This window comes from Gordonia sp. LMA167, from assembly GCF_058130025.1.
In genome coordinates this window covers 3,982,083-4,003,708 of record NZ_CM176708.1, presented here as the reverse complement: position 1 = coordinate 4,003,708, position 21,626 = coordinate 3,982,083, and the positions used below count along the sequence as shown (strand labels likewise).

The window sequence follows — 21,626 nt, the reverse complement described above, 5'->3', positions numbered from 1 at the left end:
GCGGCGCCGGACGCTGCCGCGCTGGTGTTCGACGGCCCGCCTATTTCGCTGTCCTGCGGCCGCGGACAAGCAGCGAGGCGAGTTCGTCTCGGGTGCGCGTTCCGGTCTTGGCCATGGCCCGGTAGACGTGGCTTTCGACGGTGCGTACCGAGAGGCACAGCCGCTCGGCGACCTCGCGACTGGACAGCCCGTTGCCGACCAGCGTGACGATCTCACGTTCGCGGTCGGTCAGCGGCAACGGATCATCGACCCGGCGCAGGACGGGTGTGCATACGCCTCCGCATTGTTCAGCCAGATCGGCGGCGCGAGCTGCACATCCCAACGCCGATCCCCGCAGTTCGAGTCGGCGATTTGCCAGTGCGGCGTGGGCAGCCGCGTCGGCGGCGGCCACGCGGTCACCCATCTGCTCGAAGTGCTCTGACACCAGGGACAATTCCCTGGGGTCTCCGTTCCGTAGTGCCTCGGCGAAACGAGCGGCCATGCCCACGCGAGGACCCTCGACGACCTTTACGAGCCCGCGCAGCCTCGGTCCGCTGCTTCGACAGCCGAACTGAACGGCGGTCTGAACGCAGAGGACCTCGGCTGCGAAGTGGCCCTTCTCATGCGCTCGGTCAGCCGCCGCCGACACCACCGCGATCGCCTCGCTCACCGCGCCCTGCCCCGCGGACACCCAGGCCCGGGCCAGACTCAGTTCGTAGTCCAACGACCGAAAAGGGCGTCGGGTGTCGTTCAGGAGGGAGAGCTCGGCGACTGCCTCATCGGTTGAGCCTCGCATCGCGAGCACGATCGTGCGCGGAACACGGTATCGGTACCCCCACCCCATCGCGAAGGAGACGGACAAGCCTTCGACCGCCTGCTCGAGAAACGACCATGCGGTGGCGAGATCCCCCGCCCAGAGCGCGGCACGACCGGCCACGGCAAGCCCCAGTAGCTGAGCCGCCCCCGGGAGATCGGCGCCCTGCGAGCGCACTCGCTCGGCCATCTCACGGGCGTCACCGACCCTGCCGGCCAGGAGCAGCGCACCCACGTGCGAATCAGCGATGTTGAACCGCATCTGCGGAGCGTCGAAGGACCGTGCCACCGCGGCGTATCCCGCGTCGGCAACGGCCTCGGCTTCGTCCACGCGCCCGGCATCAGCTGCGATGGTGGTCAACGCCCAGCAGGTCTCGGCTCCGACGACAGCCGGCAGATCGCTCAATGCGAGATCCGCAGCGGTCCGCATCGCTTCTTCGGGTCGGTCGAGCGCGAACTCGTACACGGTCCGGAAGGCGTCGACGAAGCTGCCACCGTGTTCGCCGACCCCGCACGACGCCTCATCGATGACCTCCTGGGCGTGCACGGGATCACCGAGCGCCCAGAGCAGGTTGCTCGCACGTAAGAACGAAAATCGCCCGCGCTCGACATCCGTCAGCGGCCCGGGGGGTACCCGCGCGAACACCTCTTCCGCCTCGCGACCTCGCCCCAGCCATGAAAGAGCATGTGCGCGAATGAAACTCGCCTCCACACCGCCTCCCGAACGGATCGCCGCCCCGGCGATCCGTTCGGCGAGAGCCAGATCGGCGAGCCAGACCGCTCCATGGGCTGCCCTGACGAGCAGATCCGCGTCTGGCGTCAGGTCGGAGTCCAGACTCAACGCGGCCCGACGCACGAGCACCGGGAGGTCGTTGCGGTCACCGGACGCGGCGAGTTCGAGTGCGACCCTTCCACGTAGTCTCCGCAACTTGGTGGTGGGTGCACACATGCGTCGCACTTCGCCATACAGCGGATGGATCACTCGTACTTCTACCCGACCCGCCGCGGATTCGAGTGCGATCAGACCGCAGTTCTCGGCCTCCTCGACCGCCGACGGGCCGACGATGCGCGACAAGGTCTCCAGACTGATCGGCTCGCCGACCGCGAGGGTGTCGACCACATCGACAACCGACTCCGGGGCCGCCAGGATACGAGTTTCGATCAGCTCGGTCAGACCCGGCGGCATCGTCGGATCACCGGCCCATCGCCACGATGTACGTTCCCGTCTCAGTCGCCCGACCGCCACCTCCCGCTCGACGATCGTGCGGAGGTACAGGGGATTGCCCTCTGTCAACTGCCACAGCCGACGAGCCGCGCCCGGCTCGGTCGGTCCGCCCAGCACCGCCGTCAGCAACGTCGCGGTTTCCTGGAGGCTCAGCGGGCGCAGATCGACCCGGTCGAACCGGCCGACCTTCGCTATCTCGTGCACTCCGTCGGGAATCGGATCACCCTCACGAATGGTGAGAATCACCTTCGCGGCGCGGCGCAGGACGATCTGGTGCACAACGAATATCGACAAGTCGTCGAGCAGGTGCACGTCATCGATCGCGACGACGGGAGCATCCGAGGCCGACGAGGTGAGCGACTCGATCACGTCCCGCAACAATTGGACGGTACTGGTGACATCTGCCGGCGCCCAGGCGGCGAAAGCTCCGAGCGGAATCGCCCGTGCCGAGGAGGTGCCGACCACCGAACTGCAGTTGGATCCACGCATTTCCGCGGCCGACAACGCCTCACGGACGATCCGACTCTTCCCCACACCTGCGGCGCCGTACACGACGATCCCAGAGGTATCGCGGGCCGAGATGGCGGTATCGATGGCGCTCATCTCGGCCTGCCGACCGATGAGCGGCCACGACAGGCTCATCGTCAAAGCCTACGTGCGATCACGCTTGCGAAGGCTGTTTCCGCGTCGGCGACGCGACCGGTCGAACGCCATCCCGACCAACAGGGTCATGAGTTCCCGTTGGTCCCCATCAGCCCGGCCATCCGACCCTTGGGGTAGGGGAGGTCGATGCCGTGCTCCTCATAAGCGCGCAATATGTCGCGACGAATCCGCCGGGACAGCGCCCATTGACGGTTTGCCTTGGTCTTCAGCGTCATGCGCAGGGTGATCATGTCGGGCGCGACCTCTTGGACGCCCAGCATCTCGGGCGGCCCGAGCACGTCGGCGCGGATGCTCTCGTCCTCGACTGCCGCACGGGCCGCGTCGAGCGCAACCTCTTGCGCGCGGTCGATGTCGGCACTGAGAGCGACCGGCACCTCGACACGCGCAACGGCGTATTCCTGGCTCATGTTGCCGACCCGGACGATCTCACCGTTGCGGACGTACCAGAGCGTTCCATCGATGTCGCGCAGTGTCGTGATCCGCAGCCCGACCGTCTCGACCTCGCCGATGGCCTCGCCGAGGTCGACGATGTCGCCGACCCCGTACTGGTCCTCGAGCAGCATGAACACGCCCGACACGAAGTCTCGCACCAGGTTCTGCGCACCGAATCCGATGGCCAGGCCGACCACTCCCGCCGATGCGACGAACGGGGCGATGTTGACACCGAGGACGCTCAGCACCGACAACACCACCCACACCAGCAGGATGATCGACACTGTCGACTTCAGTACCGAACCGATGGTCTGTGCGCGCTGCGCCCGCCGTTCGGCCATGTCCGGATCCCGCAGTGCCTTCGGGGTGCGCTCACGGAGGTGTCGTACCAACGCGGGCTTCTTGGTCTCCACAGATCCCGGTTCTGGCGCCGGAGGCCGACGTGTCGCCCGGTCGATGATCCGGTGCAGCACGTACCGCACGATCAACGCCACCACCAGATAGACGACGATCCGGATCGGGTTCTCGATCAGCCATTCACGATTCGTGTCCGTCCACTCGAATGCCATCAGATTGGTCCCCATGCCCCCGACCGTACGTGCTCGGCACACGATGTAAACGTGATGTCCGACGCTCCTCGACGAGCCTCGGATCGCCCTCACTCGCCGATCGTCGCCTCGGAGAGGGCACGAGAATGCCATTTCCATTTTCGGAAACCTGGATTATGCTGATGCAGAATCGATTGTCTAGCGAGGCGAGGAAACGACATGCCAAAGGCGCTCGCGCCCGAGATCTCCACATGGCCGGACGAGAACACGCAGCTCATCGGAACCCGGTGTTCGGACTGCGAGTTCACGACGTTCCCGGTCCAGGACCGCTGCCCCAAGTGCAGTTCCGGCGCCACGGCCGAGGTACTACTCCCCCGCAACGGCAAGCTCATCGCCTGGACGGTCCAAGGTTTCCCGCCCGGCGACCCATACATCGGACCGACCGGCAAGGACTTCGTCCCTTTCGGTGTGGGGTTGGTGGAACTCGGCGACGTGGTCCGCGTCGAGGGTCGTCTCACCGAAAACGATCCGGCCAAGTTGCGCTTCGGTCAGGACGTCGAGCTGACCATGATCCCGTTCGCCACCGATGCCGATGGCGACGACATCTACACCTTCGCCTTCGCGCCGGCCTGATCCGAGAGGAATTCCATGACCAACGACGTAGCAATCATCGGTGTCGGACTCCATCCGTTCGGGCGCTTCGACAAGACTGCGATGCAGATGGGCGCCGAGGCGATCCAACTGGCGTTGACCGACGCCGGGGTGGAGTGGAAGGACATCCAATTCGGGTTCGGCGGCAGCTATGAGATCTCGAACCCGGATGCGGTCACCCGTCTCGTCGGGCTGACAGGCATCACCTTCACCAACGTGTTCAACGCGTGCGCGACGTCGGCCAGTGCCATCCAGCAGACGGCCGACACCATCCGCCTCGGGACCTACGACATCGGTATCGCCGTCGGTATGGACAAGCATCCCCGGGGAGCCTTCACCGACAATCCCGCGAAACTCGCGCTGCCACAGTGGTACGCGCAGAACGGCCAGTTCCTGACCACGAAGTTCTTCGGGATCAAGGCGAATCGCTACATCCATGATCACAACATCTCGCAGGCCACCCTCGCCAAGGTCGCGGCGAAGAACTTCCGCAACGGGGAGCGGAATCCGAATGCGTTCCGGCGCACGCCGATCTCCGAGGACCAGATCCTGAACTCGCAGATGGTGAACTACCCGCTGACGCAGTACATGTTCTGCTCGCCGGACGAGGGCGCGGCCGCGGTGATCATGTGCCGAGCCGACATCGCCCACAAGTTCACCGACAAGCCGGTGTTCCTACGCGCCAGCGAGATCCGTACCCGCCGAGCCGGTGCATACGAGGTTCATGCGACGTCGGCGCCGATCGAGGAGGACATGTCACCCACCGTCTACGCGTCCCGGGCGGCGTATGAACGGGCCGGCATCGGACCAGAGGATGTCGACATCGCGCAGCTCCAGGACACCGATGCCGGTGCCGAGGTGATCCACATGGCCGAGACCGGACTGTGCAAGGACGGCGAGCAGGAGCAGTTACTCGCCGAGGGCGCAACCGAGATCACCGGGTCCATTCCGGTGAACACCGACGGCGGACTCATCGCCAACGGCGAACCGATCGGCGCCTCGGGATTGCGTCAGATGCACGAACTGGTGCGCCAACTCCGGGGTCAAGCCGGCGAGCGGCAGGTGCCGGGCAACCCCCGGGTCGGCCTCGCCCAGGTCTACGGCGCACCGGGTACGGCCTCGGCGACGATCGTCTCGCTCTGAGGAGCGATCATGCGCACGTCACGAAGGGAGCGAGCGTGCGAGCGTCACGAAGGGAGCGAGCCTGCGAGCGTCACCATCCGGTCCCTGAGGAGCGAGCTTGCGAGCGTCACGAAGGGCCCTTCGTGACGCATCCTCGCAAGCTCGGAGGCTCCTCAGGGACCGGGTGGTGGCGCAGGCTCGGAGGCTCCTCAGGGACCGCGGTGGTGGCGTTCGGAGGCTCCCGTGACGCAGGCTCGGAGGCTCCTCAGGGACCGCGGTGGTGGCGTTCGGAGGCTCCCCAGTGACCGGGTGGTGACGTTCGGAGGCTTCGTCGGGTTGATCGGATGGCGCGTCGTACCCCGTCGCCGACTCGTCGGCTGCGGACAGGCGACAATGGACTCGTGACCCGCCTCTTCCTCGACTGCGACACCGGCATCGACGACTCTCTGGCACTGCTGTACCTGCTCGGTCGGCCCGACGTCGACATCGTCGGGATCGCCTCCACCGCCGGTAACGTGCCCGTCGATGTCGTGACCGCCAACAACCTGGCATGGCTCGAGCTGTGCGGACGTGCCGACATCCCGGTGCACGCGGGCGCCGACAGCCCGCTCGTCGCGGAGCTGATGACCACCGAGGACACCCACGGACCACTGGGTGTGGGCTATGCCGAACTTCCGTCGGCCACCATCACGGCGAGTTCGACCGACTCCGCGGATGCCTGGATCGAGGCCGCAAACGCATATCCCGGCGAGCTGATCGGACTGGTCACGGGACCGCTGACGTCGCTGGCCACGGCAGTGCGACGCGACCCTGCGCTGCCGACCCGGCTGGCGCGGCTGGTCATCATGGGCGGCGCGTTTCACGTTCACGGCAACACCACCCCGACCTCGGAGTGGAACATCGCCGTCGACCCGGAGGCAGCGGCCGAGGTCTTCGCGGCGTTCGGGACCGAGGGCATCGGACCGCCGATCGTCTGCCCCCTCGATCTGACCGAGTCCGTGGCGATGACACCCGACCATCTCGTCCGTCTGGCCGCCGCGGCCGGCAGCACCCCCGTCGAGTGCCCGGATCCAGCCGACGAGATCGGCGTGCGGTCGGTTGCCGACAACCCGGTCATCCGTCACCTCGCCGACGCACTGCGTTTCTACTTCGAGTTCCACCAGGCGCACGATGAGGGCTACATCGCGCACCTGCACGATCCGTTTGCGGCCATGGTGGCACTCACCCCGGACATCGTGACCACGGTTCCTGCGCGCGTGGACATCGAACTGACCGGACGGCTCACCCGGGGGATGACCGTCGCCGACGAGCGGTCGAGGACCGGTGAACCGAATGCCCGAATCGCGGCTTCCACCGATGTCGAAGCGGTGTTCGACGAACTCATCGAGACGCTCGGCAGATTCGCCAGATCGTTTGCACCTTCGGACAATTCGGTCATAACGACAGGTGCGGCGGACGACTGGCTGCATTGAGGCCGGCGCGGGCGTAGCGTCGAGGAGTGACCAGACTCGGCTACCAGATTCCCAACTTCACCTACCCCGACGTCCCCTCCGACCAGCTGTTCCCGACAGTTGTCGCCCAAGCCGTTGAAGCCGAGAACTCCGGTTTCGACACCGTCCTGGTGATGGATCACTTCTATCAGCTTCCGATCCTCGGCGCCCCCGACGATCCCATGTTCGAGTGCTACACCCTGTTGTCGGCGCTGGCGCAGCACACATCGAAGGTCCGGTTGTCGTCACTGGTGACGGGCAACTCCTATCGCAACCCGACCCTGCTCGCGAAGACGGTCACAGCCCTCGACATCGTCTCCGGCGGTCGCGGACAACTCGGGATAGGCGCGGGCTGGTTCGAGCTCGAACACGATTCACTCGGCTACGAGTTCGGCACCTTCACCGACCGTTTCGAGAAGCTCGAGGAGTCGATGCAGATCATCCTCGGCATGCTCGAAGGCAAGAAGCCGTCGCTCGACGGCAAGTGGTATCAGGTGAGTGAGGCGATGAATGTGCCTGCGCCGCTGTCGAAGATCCCGGTGATGATCGGCGGCGCCGGCGAACGCAAGACCCTGCGGATGGTCGCACAGTACGCCGATGAATCGAATCTCATCTGTGCCGTCGAGGACATCGGCCGCAAGCTCGATGCACTCGCAGGCCATTGTGACCGGCTGGGCCGCAACCGCGCCGACATCACCGTGACGCTGCAGACGTCGGCCTGCATCGCGCCCACCCACGACGAGGCCGTCGCCGAGTTCGAGGAATATCTGCAGCGGAATCCGGCCGCCGACGTGCGTCGCGCCTCCACCATCGTCGGTGACCCCGACGAGGTTGCGGCACGCTACAGCAAGTTGCTGGCCACCGGCGTGGACGGTGTCACCGTCAATGCACCCGCAAACGGTCATGTGCCGGGCCGTGTTTCGTTGCTGGGACAGACGTTGGCCCCGCTCATCGGCTGACCGCTCGCGTCGTCGGGGTCGGTGCGTCATCCCAAGAGATGCATTCCCGGCTCCGGCACCCGACCCGGCGGGCCGGGGACCAGAATCGTCTCATGCCGCCGCCCCACCCGCCGCCCCCGGCACCGATCGGTCCGGTCGCCACCATCGACGAGGTGGTGGCCGCGATCGACGCCATCATCGCCTGGGCGGTTCGGGAGTCGAGTCGACTGGGGTATTTCGCCGCGCTGTACAAGCGGATCACGCTCGCGGTGGGTGTCGCGATCGATGATGGTCTGTTCGAGGACGGCCCGCGGATGAAGGCGTTCGACGCCGCGTTCGCCTCCCGCTACTTCGACGCCCTGAACCGCTATTTTCACCCGGACCAGTTCGGCAGACCGACCCGCTCGTGGCGTGTCACCTTCGATCGCGCACAACTGCCCGAACCGATCCTGTTGCAGCACATGCTGTCAGGCGTGAACAGCCATATCTCCCTGGACCTCGGCATCGCCGCGGTCCAGTTCACGGGGCGCACGAAGCTGAGCTCTCTGCACAAGGATTTCGACACCATCAACGCGGTGCTGGCCAGCCAGGTCAACGGGGTGGTCGAGGACTTGAACGAACTCTCCCCTGCACTGGCCGACATCTACGCCGTTCTCCGCGACAACCAGATTTTCCTGCTGAACGAGGCGATCAAGGTGTTCCGTGACGGCGCTTGGCAATTCGCCACCGTGTTGGCGCTCGAGCCCGACCTCCTCCGACGAGCGACGATCCGCGCACGCGACATCCAGGTCGCCCACCGATCCACGCTGATCTTCGACCCGCCAGGTGTGGCCGGCGTTCTCGACCTCGCGATCGCCGCGGTGGCCAAACGCGAGAGCCGCGATGTCGCCCACAACATCCGGGTGCTCGACGACGTGGCATCCACCCCCGCGCCGATCACCACGCACTTGGGCTAGCCCGCAGCCGTTCGCGGCGCCGGTTCAGCCAGGGAGACACGCCCTAGTCGGGTCGGGTGTCGAATGCGTCGACGATCTGCTGGGCCGCCAGAGCAGGGGTCAGGTCTCCGGCCCGTACCTGTTGCTCGACGTCCTTGCGGATCTGTTTGACCGGTCCGCTGTTCGCGAGACGGGACAGTACGATGTCGTCGACCATCGCCCAGGTCCAGTCGATCTGCTGCTGGTTGCGCCGCGCCTCGAACTGCCCGGCGTCGGAGAGGGTTTTCTTGTGCCGCAGCACCGCGTCCCAGTACTCGGCGACGCCGGTGTTCTCGATCGCGCTCATCGTCAGCACCGGCGGCACCCACAGGGTGTCATGCGGATAGATCAGTCGCAGGGCGTTCTTCAGCTCGCGTGCCGCCCCCTTGGCCTCGTTGAGGTGCTTGCCGTCGGCCTTGTTCACCACGACGACGTCGGCGAGCTCGAGGACCCCTTTTTTGATGCCCTGCAACGAGTCCCCGGTGCGGGCCAGGGTGAGGAAGGTGAAGGTGTCGACCATGTTGGCCACGGTCACCTCCGACTGACCCACCCCGACCGTCTCCACCAGGACCACGTCGAAGCCGGCCGCCTCCACGAGCACGATGGTCTCGCGGGTCGCTCGCGCGACACCACCGAGCGTGCCGGAGGTCGGTGACGGTCGGATGTAGGCGTCCTTCGACATCGACAGCCGACCCATGCGGGTCTTGTCGCCCAGGATCGATCCGCCCGTACGTGTCGACGACGGGTCGACGGCCAAGACCGCGACCTTGTGCCCCTGCTCGATGAGATAGGTTCCGAGCGCCTCGATGGTGGTCGACTTCCCCACACCCGGCACACCGGTGATACCGACCCGAAACGACTTGCCCGAGTGCGGTGTCAGCCGCAACAGCAGTTCCTGCGCCGCCGCCCGGTGGTCGGGTCGCGTCGATTCGACGAGAGTGATCGCACGCGCCAGGTCGGCGCGGCGATCGGCCAGCACCGACTGCTCGAGGGCATCGATGTCGATCTGTCGCCGGGACGCGGCCACCGCAGCTGGGGCGTTCTGCTCCGCCATCACTCGCCGGCGACGCCCGCCAGCTCGTGTCCCAGGTTGGTCGCGAGCTTGGTGACGAGTTCGACCGCGGAGTCGGCGATCACCGTGCCCGGCGGGAAGATCGCCGCCGCACCCGCCTCGTAGAGTTCGTCGAAATCGCCCGGCGGGATGACACCGCCCACCACGATCATGATGTCGGGACGCCCGACGTCGGCGAGGGCCTGACGCAGTGCCGGCACCAGCGTCAGGTGACCGGCGGCGAGGGAGGAGACGCCGACGACATGGACGTCGTTGTCCGCAGCCTGCGCGGCGACCTCCTCGGGCGTGGCGAACAGCGGGCCCACATCGACGTCGAAGCCGAGGTCGGCAAACGCGGTCGCGATCACCTTCTGGCCGCGATCGTGACCGTCCTGGCCCATCTTCGCGACCAGCACACGCGGCCGACGGCCTTCGGCCTCACCGAATTGCCGGACGATCTCGGTCGCCGCGTCGACGTTGCTCACCTGTCCGGCCTCATGTCGATACACCCCGCTGATGGTCTTGATCTCCGCCTGATGGCGACCATAGACCTTTTCCATCGCGTCGGAGATCTCACCGACGGTCGCCTGGTGGCGGGCCGCCTCGATCGCCAGCGCCATCAGGTTGTTCTCCAGTCCACCCTCGTCGGATGCCGCGGCCCGCGTGAGATCTTCCAGGGCCGCCTGGACCGCCGCCTCGTCGCGGTCGGCGCGCAGCCGGGCGAGTTTCTCCAGTTGCTCGGCGCGGACCTTCGAGTTCTCGACCTTGAGGACCTCGATCTCCTCGTCCTCGTCGACCAGGTACTTGTTGACCCCGACCAGGGGCTGCTGACCCGAGTCGATGCGTGCCTGGGTACGGGCGGCGGCCTCTTCGATGCGTAGTTTCGGAAGGCCCTCGTTGATCGCCTGCGTCATGCCGCCGGCCTCTTCGACCTCGGCGATGTGTGCGCGCGCCTTCTGCGCGAGCTGGTGGGTCAGCCACTCGACGTAGTTCGAACCCGCCCACGGGTCGATCGAGCGCGTGGTTCCCGACTCCTGCTGCAGCAGCAACTGGGTGTTACGCGCGATGCGGGCGGAGAAGTCCGTCGGCAGCGCGATCGCCTCGTCGAGGGCGTTGGTGTGCAGCGACTGCGTGTGACCCTGGGTCGCCGCCATCGCCTCCACGCAGGTGCGGGCAACGTTGTTGAACACGTCCTGCGCGGTCAGCGACCACCCGGAGGTCTGCGAATGAGTGCGCAGAGACAGCGATTTCGCATTGGCGGGTTCGAACTGGGCGACCAGTTCGCTCCACAGGAGGCGAGCCGCGCGGAGCTTGGCGACCTCCATGAAGAAGTTCATCCCGATGCCCCAGAAGAACGAGAGCCGCGGCGCGAACTTGTCGATGTCGAGGCCCGCCTCGAGACCGGCGCGGATGTACTCGACCCCGTCGGCCAACGTGTAGGCGAGCTCCAGATCCGCAGTCGCCCCGGCCTCCTGGATGTGGTAGCCGGAGATCGAGATCGAGTTGAACTTGGGCATCTTCTGGCTGGTGTACTCGAAGATGTTGGAGATGATCCGCATCGACGGTTTCGGCGGATAGATGTAGGTGTTGCGGACCATGAACTCTTTGAGGATGTCGTTCTGGATGGTCCCCGCCAGCTTCTCCGGCGGCACTCCCTGTTCCTCGGCGGCCACCACATAGAGCGCCAGGATCGGCAGCACGGCGCCGTTCATGGTCATCGACACCGACACCGAGCCGAGGTCGATCCCGTCGAACAGCTGCCGCATGTCGAGGATCGAGTCGATGGCGACCCCGGCCATGCCGACGTCCCCGGCGACGCGCGGATGGTCCGAGTCGTAGCCACGGTGGGTGGCGAGGTCGAAGGCGACCGACAGGCCCTTCTGGCCGGCCGCGAGATTGCGGCGATAAAAGGCGTTGGACTCTGCGGCGGTGGAGAATCCGGCGTACTGCCGGATCGTCCACGGCTGGTTGACATACATCGTCGGGTACGGGCCGCGGATGAACGGGGCCTCGCCCGGAATCGAGTCCAGCGGGTAGGGGTGTTCCTCGAGCGTGGTCACCGCGTCGCGGTCCGCTCGGCTGTAGATCGGGCGGACATCGATCTGTTCCGGTGTGGTCCAAGTGATCTCGTCGGTGGTGCGCCCCTGGTCCCGGGCCATCCGCTGGATCGCCGCATCGGCGTCGGCGGCACCCGGGGCCGCGGCGGACGCCAGGTCCACCCCGGCGAAGCTGGGGATCGCGCCGAAATCCTCGGTGGCACGGGTCGGTTCCGTCTGGGTCATGATGTCGCTCCCGCCGATTCGTGGGTCAGCTGGTCGAGAAGTCCCCGCAGGGTCGCGACCGCGTCGATGCCGATCCGCAACGACCCGTCGGGGCGGTCGCCGCCGTCAGGCCACTCCTTGTCCGGTCCGGCCATCAACACGGTGCTCAGGTCGGTGGCGCGAGCGGCCGCCAGTGCCGCAGCACCGTCGTCGGTGTACCGCTGCTTGTTCGCACAGATCACCGCGATCGGCGTGCCGGCCTCGGCTACTGCCGCGGCGATGCCGTCGACAGCGAGCGGCCCGGGGTTGATCGTCGAGATACCACCTGCGGCGAGCAGGTTGGCGATGAACGTCGTTCGGGCGTTGTGTTCGGCGACGGTACCAAGAGGCAGCAGCAGTACCGTCGGTCGACGGCCCGCCTCGGCCAGCACTGCATCCGCGGCATCGCGCAGTTCCTCGAAGGCACGGCCCACGCGAGCGAGACGCGGGGCGCCCATCGGCACGTCCACGGCGTCCGCGATCGCGGACGCGAACGGCTTCTCGTCGAGATTGGGGAACTCGTTGACGCCGGTGACCGCGGCGCGGCGATGTGCCACCGCGTCGTCACGGCGGCCCAGGGAGGCCGCCACTTCGTCGGCGATCCATCCCGACCCGAGTGCTGCGCGATAGCCGCCGGCGGTCTCGATCTCGCCGAAGACCGTCCAGGCGTTGGTGGCGAGCTCGTCGGTGAGCGATTCGACGAACCATGAACCGCCGGCCGGATCGAGCACGCGGCCGATGTTCGACTCCTCGAGCAGCAGCAACTGGGTGTTGCGTGCGATGCGCCGAGAGAATGCGGGACTGCTGGTCCGGCGTTGCGACGGTATGGCGGCATCGAATCCGAGGGCCGTCACCTGATCCGCCCCGCCGACTCCCGCACCGAATGCGGCGATCGTGGTCCGGAGCATGTTCACCCAGGGATCGCGCTGGGTCTGCATCGACAGGTCGGTGACGCCGTGAGTGAGCGCAGCACCCGCCTCGGGGGCCCCGACCACCTCGGCGACCCGGGCCCAGAGCTTGCGCAATGCCCGGAACTTGGCGATGGTCGCGAATTGATCGTCTCCGGCGGAGACGGCGAAGGTGATCTGGCCCAGAGCGTCCGCCGCGGACAGGCCTGCGGCGGTCAGGTCGCGCAGGTGTGTGACACCTGCGGCCACGAGCAGAGCGAGTTCGAGTCCGTTGTCGGCTCCGGCAGTGGCGAAATCGGTGCCGTCCACCCGAAAGGTCCGGACGCCGGTCGGGGCCTCGGTTGCCAGGGCGGTCGCCTCGGCGGCCTGCACGGTCGGCCGACCCGAGAACGCCGCGGTCAGCGGGGAGAGACCCAGTGACGTCACGGTCGCGGCGGTCGGTGCGGCGGCCTCGGGCGCGGCGACCGCACTCTCCCGGGCAGCCAGCAACGCGCGCGCGGCGGAGATTCCGGCCGCCCCTGCGTCGAGGGTGATCGGGATGAGGTCGACGTAAACGCCCTCGAGAACGGCGGCGATGTCGTCCGGTGTGATCGTGTTGCCGATCGACAACCAGAGCCCGCTCGCCCCGCCGGACAGCGCGTCCAGGACTGCCCGGTTCACATCGGCCACCGGGGTGGCGTCGTCGCCAAAGCGTTCGGTCACGCGCCATCCGGCGGTGACGTCGCGGTCCGGGTCGGCGCCGCGGACGAACGGAAAGCTGCCGGGCACGCCGGATTCAGCGGTTTCGTCCTTTCGCGTGTACAGCGGTCGGATGGACAGACCGTCGAACGTGTTGGTCGACAGCAACTCCTCGGCTGAAGCACCCAGCTCGTCGACGGTGGTCCTGCGGGACTTGGCCACCACCGCGGCAGCGGCTTGCGACCAGGCGTTATAGGCCTCGTCGAGCGGCCTGTCGGGCCGATCTGATTTCGACGCAGTGGTCTGCGACATGGGGCGTGACACCTCCGTGATGCTCCCGGTTCGAGCGCGTAACCGACTTTAGCCGAACGCTCGCTCGGCCCACAGTCCAGGTCGCTGCGTGATCCATCACACGTCGATCGCGCGGGTACAGTGGGCCGGTGCAAACCGAGCCCGCCGCCACTGTCGACGATTCGTCGACAGCCGACGGCACGGCAGACGGTACCGGTCGTCCGCGGGCCCGGATCGATCGTCGCGTACTCCGCCCGGCACTGACGCTGACCGCGATGGTCGCCGTGGTTCTCATCGGCTCCTACCTGATCCCGCTACCGACGGTGGCGAGTGTGCGTACCTGGGGCGAAGGGCTGGGACCCGCGTTCGTCTGGGCGTTCTTCGTCATCTATGCGGTGGTCACGCTCGCGCCGGTCCCCCGGTCTCCGTTCACCGTGATGTCCGGCATCTTCTTCGGTCCGATCGTCGGGTTCACCGGTGCGATGATCGCCTCGACCGTGGCCGCGATGGTCTCGTTCTGGCTGGTTCGGATGCTCGGCCGGGAACGGATCCGCCCCTATCTGACGAAACCCGTGGTCCGCTCGGTCGAATATCGTCTGAGCAGACGAGGCTGGCTCGCCGTCGGCTCACTCCGCCTCATCGCCGCGTGCCCGTTCTCCGTGGCGAACTATTGCTCGGCACTGTCGTCGGTGCGCGCCCTCCCCTATTTCGTCGCGACGGTCCTGGGCATGGCTCCGGGAACGGCGGCTGTCGTCTTCCTCGGCGACACTCTGGCAGGTCAGCGCAATCCACTCCTGCTGCTGCTCAGTGCCTGTTTCTTCGCCGTCGGCATCATCGGCCTGATCCTGGACGCCAGACTCCCCGTCACCGATCCGGCCAATCGACGGTCGGACCAATCCCCAGAGGAATCAAGCTGCATCCCTTGATATCCCGCGATCAAGGTTCGTCCAATCAAGCACTGAGACTTGATATCTGCATATCAAGTCTCTAACCTTGAGTGTCGGAGGTGGTGGCGTGTGTACGTCCTGACCGTGGACCAACGCGGCAGCCGTGGTGATGTCGATCGCGTCGATGGACTCCTCGAGGACATGGCCGAGGTGGCGCTCCTGCGCCGATTCGAACGAACCGCGGGCGATGAGGTGCAGGCGACCGCTGACGCACCGGACGTGGTCGCGCGTCTCGCGGTCGCCCTGGCCGCCGACGGTCACTGGAGCGTCGGCGTGGGCATCGGCCCGGTCGCCCTCCCCCTGCCTGCCTCGACGCGGTCCGGCCGTGGCCCCGCATTCGAATACGCCCGTGACGCCGTCGAGGCGGCGAAGAAGCATCGCATCCCGCTGGCGATCCGCGGTGTGGACACGTTGTGGTCGCATCATGCCGAGACCGCCGCACGGCTGTTGGCCGATGTGATCGCCGGCCGCAGCGACCACGGCGACGAAGCGGTCAGGGTGATGCGGACCGGCGTGACCCAGGCCGAAGGCGCGGACGTCCTGGGGATCACTCCACAGGCGATGTCGCAACGGCTGCAGAGTGCCCGATGGGACATCGAGCGCGATGCGCTGGCACTCGTGACCGAACTCCTCGAACGGGCCGACACCGGGAACGCACCGAACGGGGAGAAGCGATGACGGCAACGGCGATCATCCTGCTCGTCGCGACGGCCGTGGTAGCGGTGATCCCCGCCATCGTGCGACTCCGACTGCTCGACGACGCTCGACATCCCCGTGCTGCCACCGCGCTCGACGGGACGACCGCCGCCACGATGATCGTCCTGGCGGCCGCAGCCGCCGTGATCGCCGCATCCGCCGGTCCGGCCCGCGATGCCGGAGAGGTAGTGACCGTGTGCGCGTCGATGATCGCGGCGACGGCCGGCGGCGGGTTCGTGGTCCGCCTCGTGCTACGAGCCGGAGGGGTCAATCCGCACGACGACGGCCCCGACCGCGGACCGCTGCGCGGCGGCCGGGTCATCGGTTACCTCGAACGCGGTGCGGTGGCCGCGACTCTCCTCGCCGGTTGGCCCGATGGTCTGGTGGTCATCCTCGCGGTGAAGAGCTTCGCCCGGTATCCCGAGCTCCGTGCTCCCCAGGCCAGCGAGCAATTCATCATGGGGACATTCGCCTCGGTACTGTGGGCGGCGGGCATGGCCGGCGTCGCCTACCTCATCGGGCACTGACCGCTCCTGGTCCCAGCAACCACGCAGCACGACGGAGAGGTCGTCACGAAGGCCGCCCTCCGTGACGACGCACCATCACTCCGATGACCGAGGCTGCGGTGCGAGATCGTTGGAGGTCTGATAGCCCAACTCCCGCGCCGCGTGCGTGGTCACCTCGGGTGCCACCGGCTTGCGTGCCACCGCCTCGGCCTCGGCAACTGCTTGGGCCACCTTGGGATCCGACGCCAGCGAGAACCAGTCCGCCACATCGGATTCGTCGACCGCGGTCGGCTCGTCGTCGCGCGACGGTTCATAGCGGAACACACCGTCGTCGCCCTGGACACCGAACGACTTCGCGAAACCCTGCAGCGCGGAACCGAAGTCGGATGGCACCACCCAGACCTTGTCGCCGGCCCCCTTGGCCATCTCCGGGAGTTGCTGCAGATACTGGTACGCCAGCACCTCCGGTGTCGGCTTGCTCGCCTTGATCGCCGCAAAGGTCTTCTCGATCGCCTTCGCCTCACCCTGCGCATTCAGATATGCCGCGGCCCGATCACCCTGGGCCCGCATGATGCGTGATTGCCGCTCACCCTCGGCACCCAGAATCGCTGCCTGCTTGGCGCCCTCGGCCGCCAGGATCTGACTCTGCTTGTTGCCTTCGGCAGTTTTGATGGCCGACTCCCGCTGGCCTTCGGCGGCCAGGATCGTCGCCCGCTTCTCGCGGTCGGCCTTCATCTGCTTCTCCATCGATTCCTGGATCGAGGGTGGCGGCATGATGCTCTTCAGCTCGACCCGGGCAACCCGGAGTCCCCATCGGCCGGTCGCCTCGTCGAGGACACCACGCAGCTGCCCGTTGATGGAGTCGCGGGAGGTGAGCGTCTCCTCGAGGGTCATCCCGCCGACGACGTTGCGCAACGTGGTGATGGTGAGCTGTTCCACACCGGTGATGTAGTCATCGATCTCGTAGACCGCCGAGCGCGGGTTGGTCACCTGGAAATACACAACGGTGTCGATGGACAGGGTCAGGTTGTCCTTGGTGATCACCGGTTGGGGCGGAAACGAGACGACACGTTCACGGATGTCGACACGAGCGCGGATCCGGTCGATGAACGGCAGCAGCAGTGTCAGCTGACCCGACACCGTACGGGTGTAGCGCCCCAGTCTCTCGATGACAGCTGCCTCGGCCTGCGGGATCAACGCCACGGATTTCACCAGCACCGTCACCACGAGCAGGACGAGCAGGACCACCACGATCAATCCGATGTACTCCATGATCTTGCGTCATCCCTTCCATACGACCGCGGTGGCGCCATCGATCTCCACCACGGTCACCTCGATACCCGGTTCGATGACCTCGCCGGGATTGAGCGTGCGGGCCGACCACACGTCACCGCCGATCTTCACGCGTCCGTCGTGCTCGTCGACACGTTCGGTGACTGTGGCATGACGACCCTCGAGCGCCTCGGTGTTGGTCAGCACCGTGGGTCGATTGAGCATGTGCCGTCGCGCAACCGGCCGCACCACCCCCACCAGCAACACCGAGACGACCGCGAACACCACGGCGTCCACCCAGAGGGGCGGTTCCAGCGCGAAGTCGACACCCGCAGCCGCCAACGCTCCTCCGCCGAGCATGAGGAGGGTCAGATCGCCGACGAACATCTCGGCGATCACCAACAGAATGGCGGCCACCAACCACACCAATGCGGTCATGACTCCAGTGTGCCAGAAATCACCATTCGGACCGTGGGCCCGACGTTCTCAGCGATCGCCGGCCGCGGCGGTCACGAAGTCGATGAGTTCCTCCACCGACCGCAGCAGATCCACTTCGAGGTCACGATAGTCCCGCACCCCGGACAGCACCCGACGCCAACCGTCTCGCGGCGTCCCCCAACGCAATTCACGGCACACGCCGGTCTTCCAATCGGTTCCGCGCGGAATCGTCGGCCAGGCCCGGATCCCCACCGACGACGGTTTCACCGCCTCCCAGACGTCGATGTAGGGATGGCCGCAGACCAGGACGTGCTCGCCCACCTCCGCGGTCAGCCGCATCTCCTTCGAGCCCGCCACCAGATGATCGACCAGTACACCGGCGCGCCGATGTGCGGCGGGGCCGAACTCCTCGAGCGTCGCGGCGAGATTGTCCAGGCCGTCCAAACTCTCCACCACCACACCCTCGGCCCGCAGGTCAGCACCCCACACCCGTTCGAGGAAGGTCGCGTCGTGCACCCCCTCGACGAAGATCCGACTGGCCCGTGCCGTCCGCGCTCGTGAGGTCGGGGCGACGCGGGACCCGGAGGCCGTCGTCGCGGCCACCGCAGGACCGCGGTCGCGGGTGCGTGGTCGCACCAGGGTGACGGGCCTACCATCGATCAGGAAGGCGGCCGGATGCATCAAGAACACCCGAGTCGTACCGCGACGGTCCTCGAGCCGGACCAGATCACCGGAATAGCTCTTCTCGAGTCCCACGACAGCACCGCAGAATCCGCTGGCGGCGTCCTCGACGACGAGATCGCGCTCGGCAGCCACCTCGGGCGCTCTCGGCTTCGCACGGCGCGGGTTGGCCAGCACGTCTCGTCCGTAACGGTCATCGCTCACGGAGACCTACCGTAAGACCTCGGCGCCCGAACGGCGCAGAGCCACGCCGGGTTACCCGGATCCCACCGGGTCGCCTATCGTGGAAAACCTATGACCAGCACCGATCACATCGTCTCCGGCCCACCCGCGTGGCCGGGCTGCGCGCTGGGCGCCTGGGCTGCCGCGTGGCTCGGCGGACGCTGCGCGCCGGACGATGTCACCGACACCCTCGACGAGTTCGCCGGCCGTCACACCGTCATCGACGCCGACGACCTGCTCGACGGTTCCGGTGACAACGCCCGACTGGCCCTGCTGGCACTTCTCCGTCGTGGTGGGCGGATCGAGGTTCGCCTGCCGACCCCCGGGGACCCGCAGGGCCTGCCGCCGGACCCGGCGACGACGGCAGCACTCGCTGCCGCCGAGATCGTCTTGGTCCATGATCGATCGGATGACACCACCATCGGTCTCATCCCGGAGTTCGCCGACCAGACCTGCCGGTGGACCGCCCGACGCTATCGGCAACCGGTCCAAACCATACCCCCGCAACCACTTGGTCAGGTGGAATACGATCTGCGCGAAGCGGTTCGGGAAACCGCCGATATCATCGGAGGCCTCGGCAGCGGCGCGGTACGCGGCAGTCCGAAGGAGTTGCGCGTCACACTGAACACCCTGACCGCTCGACACCATGTGACGCTCCCACCGCACGACGACGACCGGGCGACCCGCGTGCTCGATTCCGCCGCACGTGTCGAGGCGATCGTCGACCTCGCCGTCGCACAGACCCTCACATTCGGCGTGACCGCGGTCCACGTGGAGACAGGAGATTCCCGCCTTCGACGCCTCACGGCGCTCGCGCGGGGCGCGCGGGCGGCCGCGGTCAATCAGGTGATCCGCGAGTACCTCCCGGTCGACCGCTGATCGGGCCGCCGAGACGCCGGATCAGGTGGGTCGTCGGGCGGGTACGCAGCAGTCGGTGCGGCAGATCCGCCCATTGTCCCCGCACCCCATCGCGGCGGTCTTCCCGTCGCCGCCGACATAGGCCTCGACGAGATCCGCGATCATCTCGATGAATCGGGGGTCGTCGCCGACGGTGGCGGCGCGCACGTAGCCGATACCGAGCCGCTCGGCGACCTCTGCCGCCTCGTTGTCCAGATCCCAGACCACTTCGAGGTGATCGGAGACGAACCCGACAGGACACGCGATGACCTGCTGAACACCTTGGGCAGCAATCGTTTCGAGGTGATCACAGATGTCTGGTTCCAACCACGGCACCTGCGGGGGGCCCGATCGGGACTGCCAGACCTGATCGAAGTCGCGGAATCCGGCCGCTGCGGCCACCGCCGCCGAGGCCGCGGCGACCTGGCGTGAGTACAGACCCCCACCGTCGGCAGCCGGGCCGGACGCCCGGTCTGCCGATGTCGGGATCGAGTGCGCGGTGAACACCAGGCGTGGCTCACCGCCGTTCGGGGGCAGCTGCGCCACAGCACGCCGCACCGCATCGGCGCCGGCCGCGACCATCGCCGGGTGATCCCAGTACTGCGGAAGTTTGCGCAGCAGCATCGGATCCGACGCGCTGTCGGGCTCGGTGCGCGCGAGTGCGGTCAGGGCGCGCGCAATGTCCTCGTGATACTGGCGGCATCCGGAATAGCCGCCCCACGCCGAGGTCGGGAAGACCAACACCCGCCGATGCCCGTCGCGGAACATCTCGGCGACGGTGTCCTCGACCATCGGATGCCAGTTCCGGTTTCCGAAGTAGACCGGCAACTGTTGACCGCGCGCCGAGAGTGCCGACCGGATGGCGCCGATCATCTCGAGATTGAGCCGATTGATCGGCGACACCCCACCGAAATGCAGATAGTGCTCGGCGACGGCCTCCAGACGCTCCCGCGGGACGCCACGACCCCGGGTGACGTTCTCCAGGAACGGCATCACGTCGTCGGGGCCGTCCGGCCCGCCGAAGCTCAGGAACAGTACGGCGTCGAAGCGCTCGGCAACGGCGTCCACTACCCGGCGAAGTTCTCCGGGAACCACGTGTTGTGGCTCGCCCCGCCGTCGACGTAGACGATCGAGCCGGTGGTGCCGGGCAGCCAGTCGGAGAGCAACGCGCACACCGACTTCGCGACCACCGTCGGGTCGTCGACGTCCCAGCCGATCGGCGAGGCACCGTCCCAGTACTCGTTGAGCATGTTCAGCTGCTTGGCGTCGTCGGTCGCGGTGCCGGCGATCGCCTTGGCGGCCAGCGTCTTGATCGGTCCGGCCGCAACGAGATTCGATCGGATGTTCTTGGCGTTGCCGACCTCGCGTGCCACGTAGCGGTTGACCGATTCCAGTGCGGCCTTGGCGACCCCCATCCAGTTGTAGTACGGCATCGCGGTCCGCGGATCGAAGTCCATGCCGACGATCGAGCCCCCCTCGTTCATCGCGGGGAGCACCGCACGGGCCAGCGACGCATAACTCCATGCGGAGATCTCGAAAGCCTTGGCGGCGTCGGGACCCGGCCCTTCCAGGAATGGCACGGCATCCGGCCCCATCAGGGTGCGCGGAGCAAATGCGATCGAGTGCATCACGCCGTCCACACCCTCGGGTGCCAGTTCTTTGATCTTGCCGGCCAACGCGTTCAGGTCGTCCTCGCTGGTGATGTCGAGGCCGATGGCCGGCGGCACCTCCTGCGGCAAACGCTTGGCGATCCGGTCGATCAGCCGAAGCCGCTCGGGGATACCGGTGATGATCACCTTGGCACCCTGCTGCTGTGCCATGGCGGCCGCGTGGAACGCGATGGATGCATCGGTGATGATGCCGGTGATGAGAATGGTCTTGCCGTCGAGAATTCCGGTCACGGT

At 66.9% G+C, this 21,626-nt stretch carries 19 protein-coding genes; 9 read left to right on the top strand and 10 right to left on the bottom strand.

Annotated elements, in window-relative coordinates; all coding sequences use genetic code 11:
- Positions 1–40: 40 nt before the first annotated feature.
- Together ACVT6V_RS18195 and ACVT6V_RS18190 are read right to left on the bottom strand one after the other, a co-directional pair.
- Positions 41–2,659 (bottom strand): LuxR C-terminal-related transcriptional regulator, encoded by a 2,619-nt coding sequence (locus ACVT6V_RS18195; RefSeq protein WP_489895177.1) that lies wholly within the window; start codon positions 2,657–2,659, stop codon positions 41–43.
- A gap of 86 nt (positions 2,660–2,745) precedes the next feature.
- The gene (locus ACVT6V_RS18190) at positions 2,746–3,696 is read right to left on the bottom strand and encodes a mechanosensitive ion channel family protein (RefSeq protein WP_489895175.1); all 951 of its coding nucleotides are present in this window, start codon (positions 3,694–3,696) and stop codon (positions 2,746–2,748) included.
- A gap of 183 nt (positions 3,697–3,879) precedes the next feature.
- Here ACVT6V_RS18190 and ACVT6V_RS18185 point away from each other — a divergent pair, with 183 nt between their 5' ends.
- The 5 genes from ACVT6V_RS18185 (at position 3,880) to ACVT6V_RS18165 (ending at position 8,817) form a co-directional block, all read left to right on the top strand.
- A complete protein-coding gene (locus tag ACVT6V_RS18185) occupies positions 3,880–4,293 on the top strand; it encodes a Zn-ribbon domain-containing OB-fold protein (protein WP_489895174.1) in 414 nt (137 codons plus the stop codon).
- 15 nt (positions 4,294–4,308) lie between these two features.
- On the top strand, positions 4,309–5,454 hold the full coding sequence (locus ACVT6V_RS18180; RefSeq protein WP_489895172.1) for a thiolase family protein: 1,146 nt from the start codon (positions 4,309–4,311) through the stop codon (positions 5,452–5,454).
- 323 nt (positions 5,455–5,777) lie between these two features.
- Entirely contained in the window at positions 5,778–6,905 is a 1,128-nt protein-coding gene (locus ACVT6V_RS18175; RefSeq protein ID WP_489895170.1) for a nucleoside hydrolase, read from the top strand.
- A gap of 26 nt (positions 6,906–6,931) precedes the next feature.
- Complete coding sequence (locus ACVT6V_RS18170) at positions 6,932–7,882, top strand: LLM class F420-dependent oxidoreductase (protein WP_489895168.1); 951 nt, start codon at positions 6,932–6,934, stop codon at positions 7,880–7,882.
- Between the two features lie 92 nt (positions 7,883–7,974).
- The gene (locus ACVT6V_RS18165) at positions 7,975–8,817 is read left to right on the top strand and encodes a DUF5995 family protein (protein WP_489895166.1); all 843 of its coding nucleotides are present in this window, start codon (positions 7,975–7,977) and stop codon (positions 8,815–8,817) included.
- A gap of 43 nt (positions 8,818–8,860) precedes the next feature.
- Here the strand turns inward: ACVT6V_RS18165 and meaB are convergent, their stop codons facing one another.
- The 3 genes from meaB to ACVT6V_RS18150 are packed head-to-tail and all read right to left on the bottom strand — an operon-like array spanning position 8,861 to position 14,084.
- On the bottom strand, positions 8,861–9,889 hold the full coding sequence (meaB, locus tag ACVT6V_RS18160; RefSeq protein WP_489895164.1) for a methylmalonyl Co-A mutase-associated GTPase MeaB: 1,029 nt from the start codon (positions 9,887–9,889) through the stop codon (positions 8,861–8,863).
- Positions 9,889–12,168: a methylmalonyl-CoA mutase gene (gene scpA / locus ACVT6V_RS18155; RefSeq protein ID WP_489895162.1), complete on the bottom strand. Its 2,280-nt coding sequence runs from the start codon at positions 12,166–12,168 to the stop codon at positions 9,889–9,891. The genes meaB and scpA overlap by 1 nt, the downstream gene beginning before the upstream one ends.
- On the bottom strand, positions 12,165–14,084 hold the full coding sequence (locus ACVT6V_RS18150) for a methylmalonyl-CoA mutase family protein (protein WP_489895161.1): 1,920 nt from the start codon (positions 14,082–14,084) through the stop codon (positions 12,165–12,167). The genes scpA and ACVT6V_RS18150 overlap by 4 nt, the downstream gene beginning before the upstream one ends.
- Positions 14,085–14,212: 128 nt before the next feature.
- Here ACVT6V_RS18150 and ACVT6V_RS18145 point away from each other — a divergent pair, with 128 nt between their 5' ends.
- From ACVT6V_RS18145 to ACVT6V_RS18135, 3 genes are all read left to right on the top strand, one after another.
- Complete coding sequence (locus ACVT6V_RS18145; protein WP_489895159.1) at positions 14,213–14,989, top strand: TVP38/TMEM64 family protein; 777 nt, start codon at positions 14,213–14,215, stop codon at positions 14,987–14,989.
- A gap of 90 nt (positions 14,990–15,079) precedes the next feature.
- A complete protein-coding gene (locus tag ACVT6V_RS18140; RefSeq protein WP_489895157.1) occupies positions 15,080–15,688 on the top strand; it encodes a hypothetical protein in 609 nt (202 codons plus the stop codon).
- Positions 15,685–16,233, top strand: a complete 549-nt coding sequence (locus tag ACVT6V_RS18135; protein ID WP_489895155.1) for a hypothetical protein — start codon at positions 15,685–15,687, stop codon at positions 16,231–16,233. Before ACVT6V_RS18140 ends, ACVT6V_RS18135 begins: the two co-directional genes overlap by 4 nt.
- Before the next feature lie 75 nt (positions 16,234–16,308).
- Here the strand turns inward: ACVT6V_RS18135 and ACVT6V_RS18130 are convergent, their stop codons facing one another.
- From ACVT6V_RS18130 to ACVT6V_RS18120, 3 genes are read right to left on the bottom strand one after another with little or no spacing between them, the layout of a single operon-like run.
- A complete protein-coding gene (locus ACVT6V_RS18130) occupies positions 16,309–17,484 on the bottom strand; it encodes an SPFH domain-containing protein (protein WP_489895153.1) in 1,176 nt (391 codons plus the stop codon).
- A 9-nt stretch (positions 17,485–17,493) separates the two neighbouring features.
- Positions 17,494–17,922 (bottom strand): NfeD family protein, encoded by a 429-nt coding sequence (locus tag ACVT6V_RS18125; RefSeq protein WP_489895151.1) that lies wholly within the window; start codon positions 17,920–17,922, stop codon positions 17,494–17,496.
- A 48-nt stretch (positions 17,923–17,970) separates the two neighbouring features.
- The gene (locus tag ACVT6V_RS18120; protein WP_489895149.1) at positions 17,971–18,807 is read right to left on the bottom strand and encodes a DUF3097 domain-containing protein; all 837 of its coding nucleotides are present in this window, start codon (positions 18,805–18,807) and stop codon (positions 17,971–17,973) included.
- Between the two features lie 90 nt (positions 18,808–18,897).
- Between ACVT6V_RS18120 and ACVT6V_RS18115 the strand changes: the two genes are divergently transcribed.
- A complete protein-coding gene (locus ACVT6V_RS18115; RefSeq protein ID WP_489895147.1) occupies positions 18,898–19,704 on the top strand; it encodes an Rv1486c family protein in 807 nt (268 codons plus the stop codon).
- Positions 19,705–19,725: 21 nt separating this feature from the next.
- On the opposite strand, the gene ACVT6V_RS18110 is transcribed toward ACVT6V_RS18115, so the two are convergent.
- Complete coding sequence (locus tag ACVT6V_RS18110; RefSeq protein ID WP_489895145.1) at positions 19,726–20,790, bottom strand: ferrochelatase; 1,065 nt, start codon at positions 20,788–20,790, stop codon at positions 19,726–19,728.
- Entirely contained in the window at positions 20,790–21,623 is an 834-nt protein-coding gene (gene inhA / locus ACVT6V_RS18105) for an NADH-dependent enoyl-ACP reductase InhA (RefSeq protein ID WP_489895143.1), read from the bottom strand. The genes ACVT6V_RS18110 and inhA overlap by 1 nt, the downstream gene beginning before the upstream one ends.
- Between the last annotated feature and the right edge of the window lie 3 nt (positions 21,624–21,626).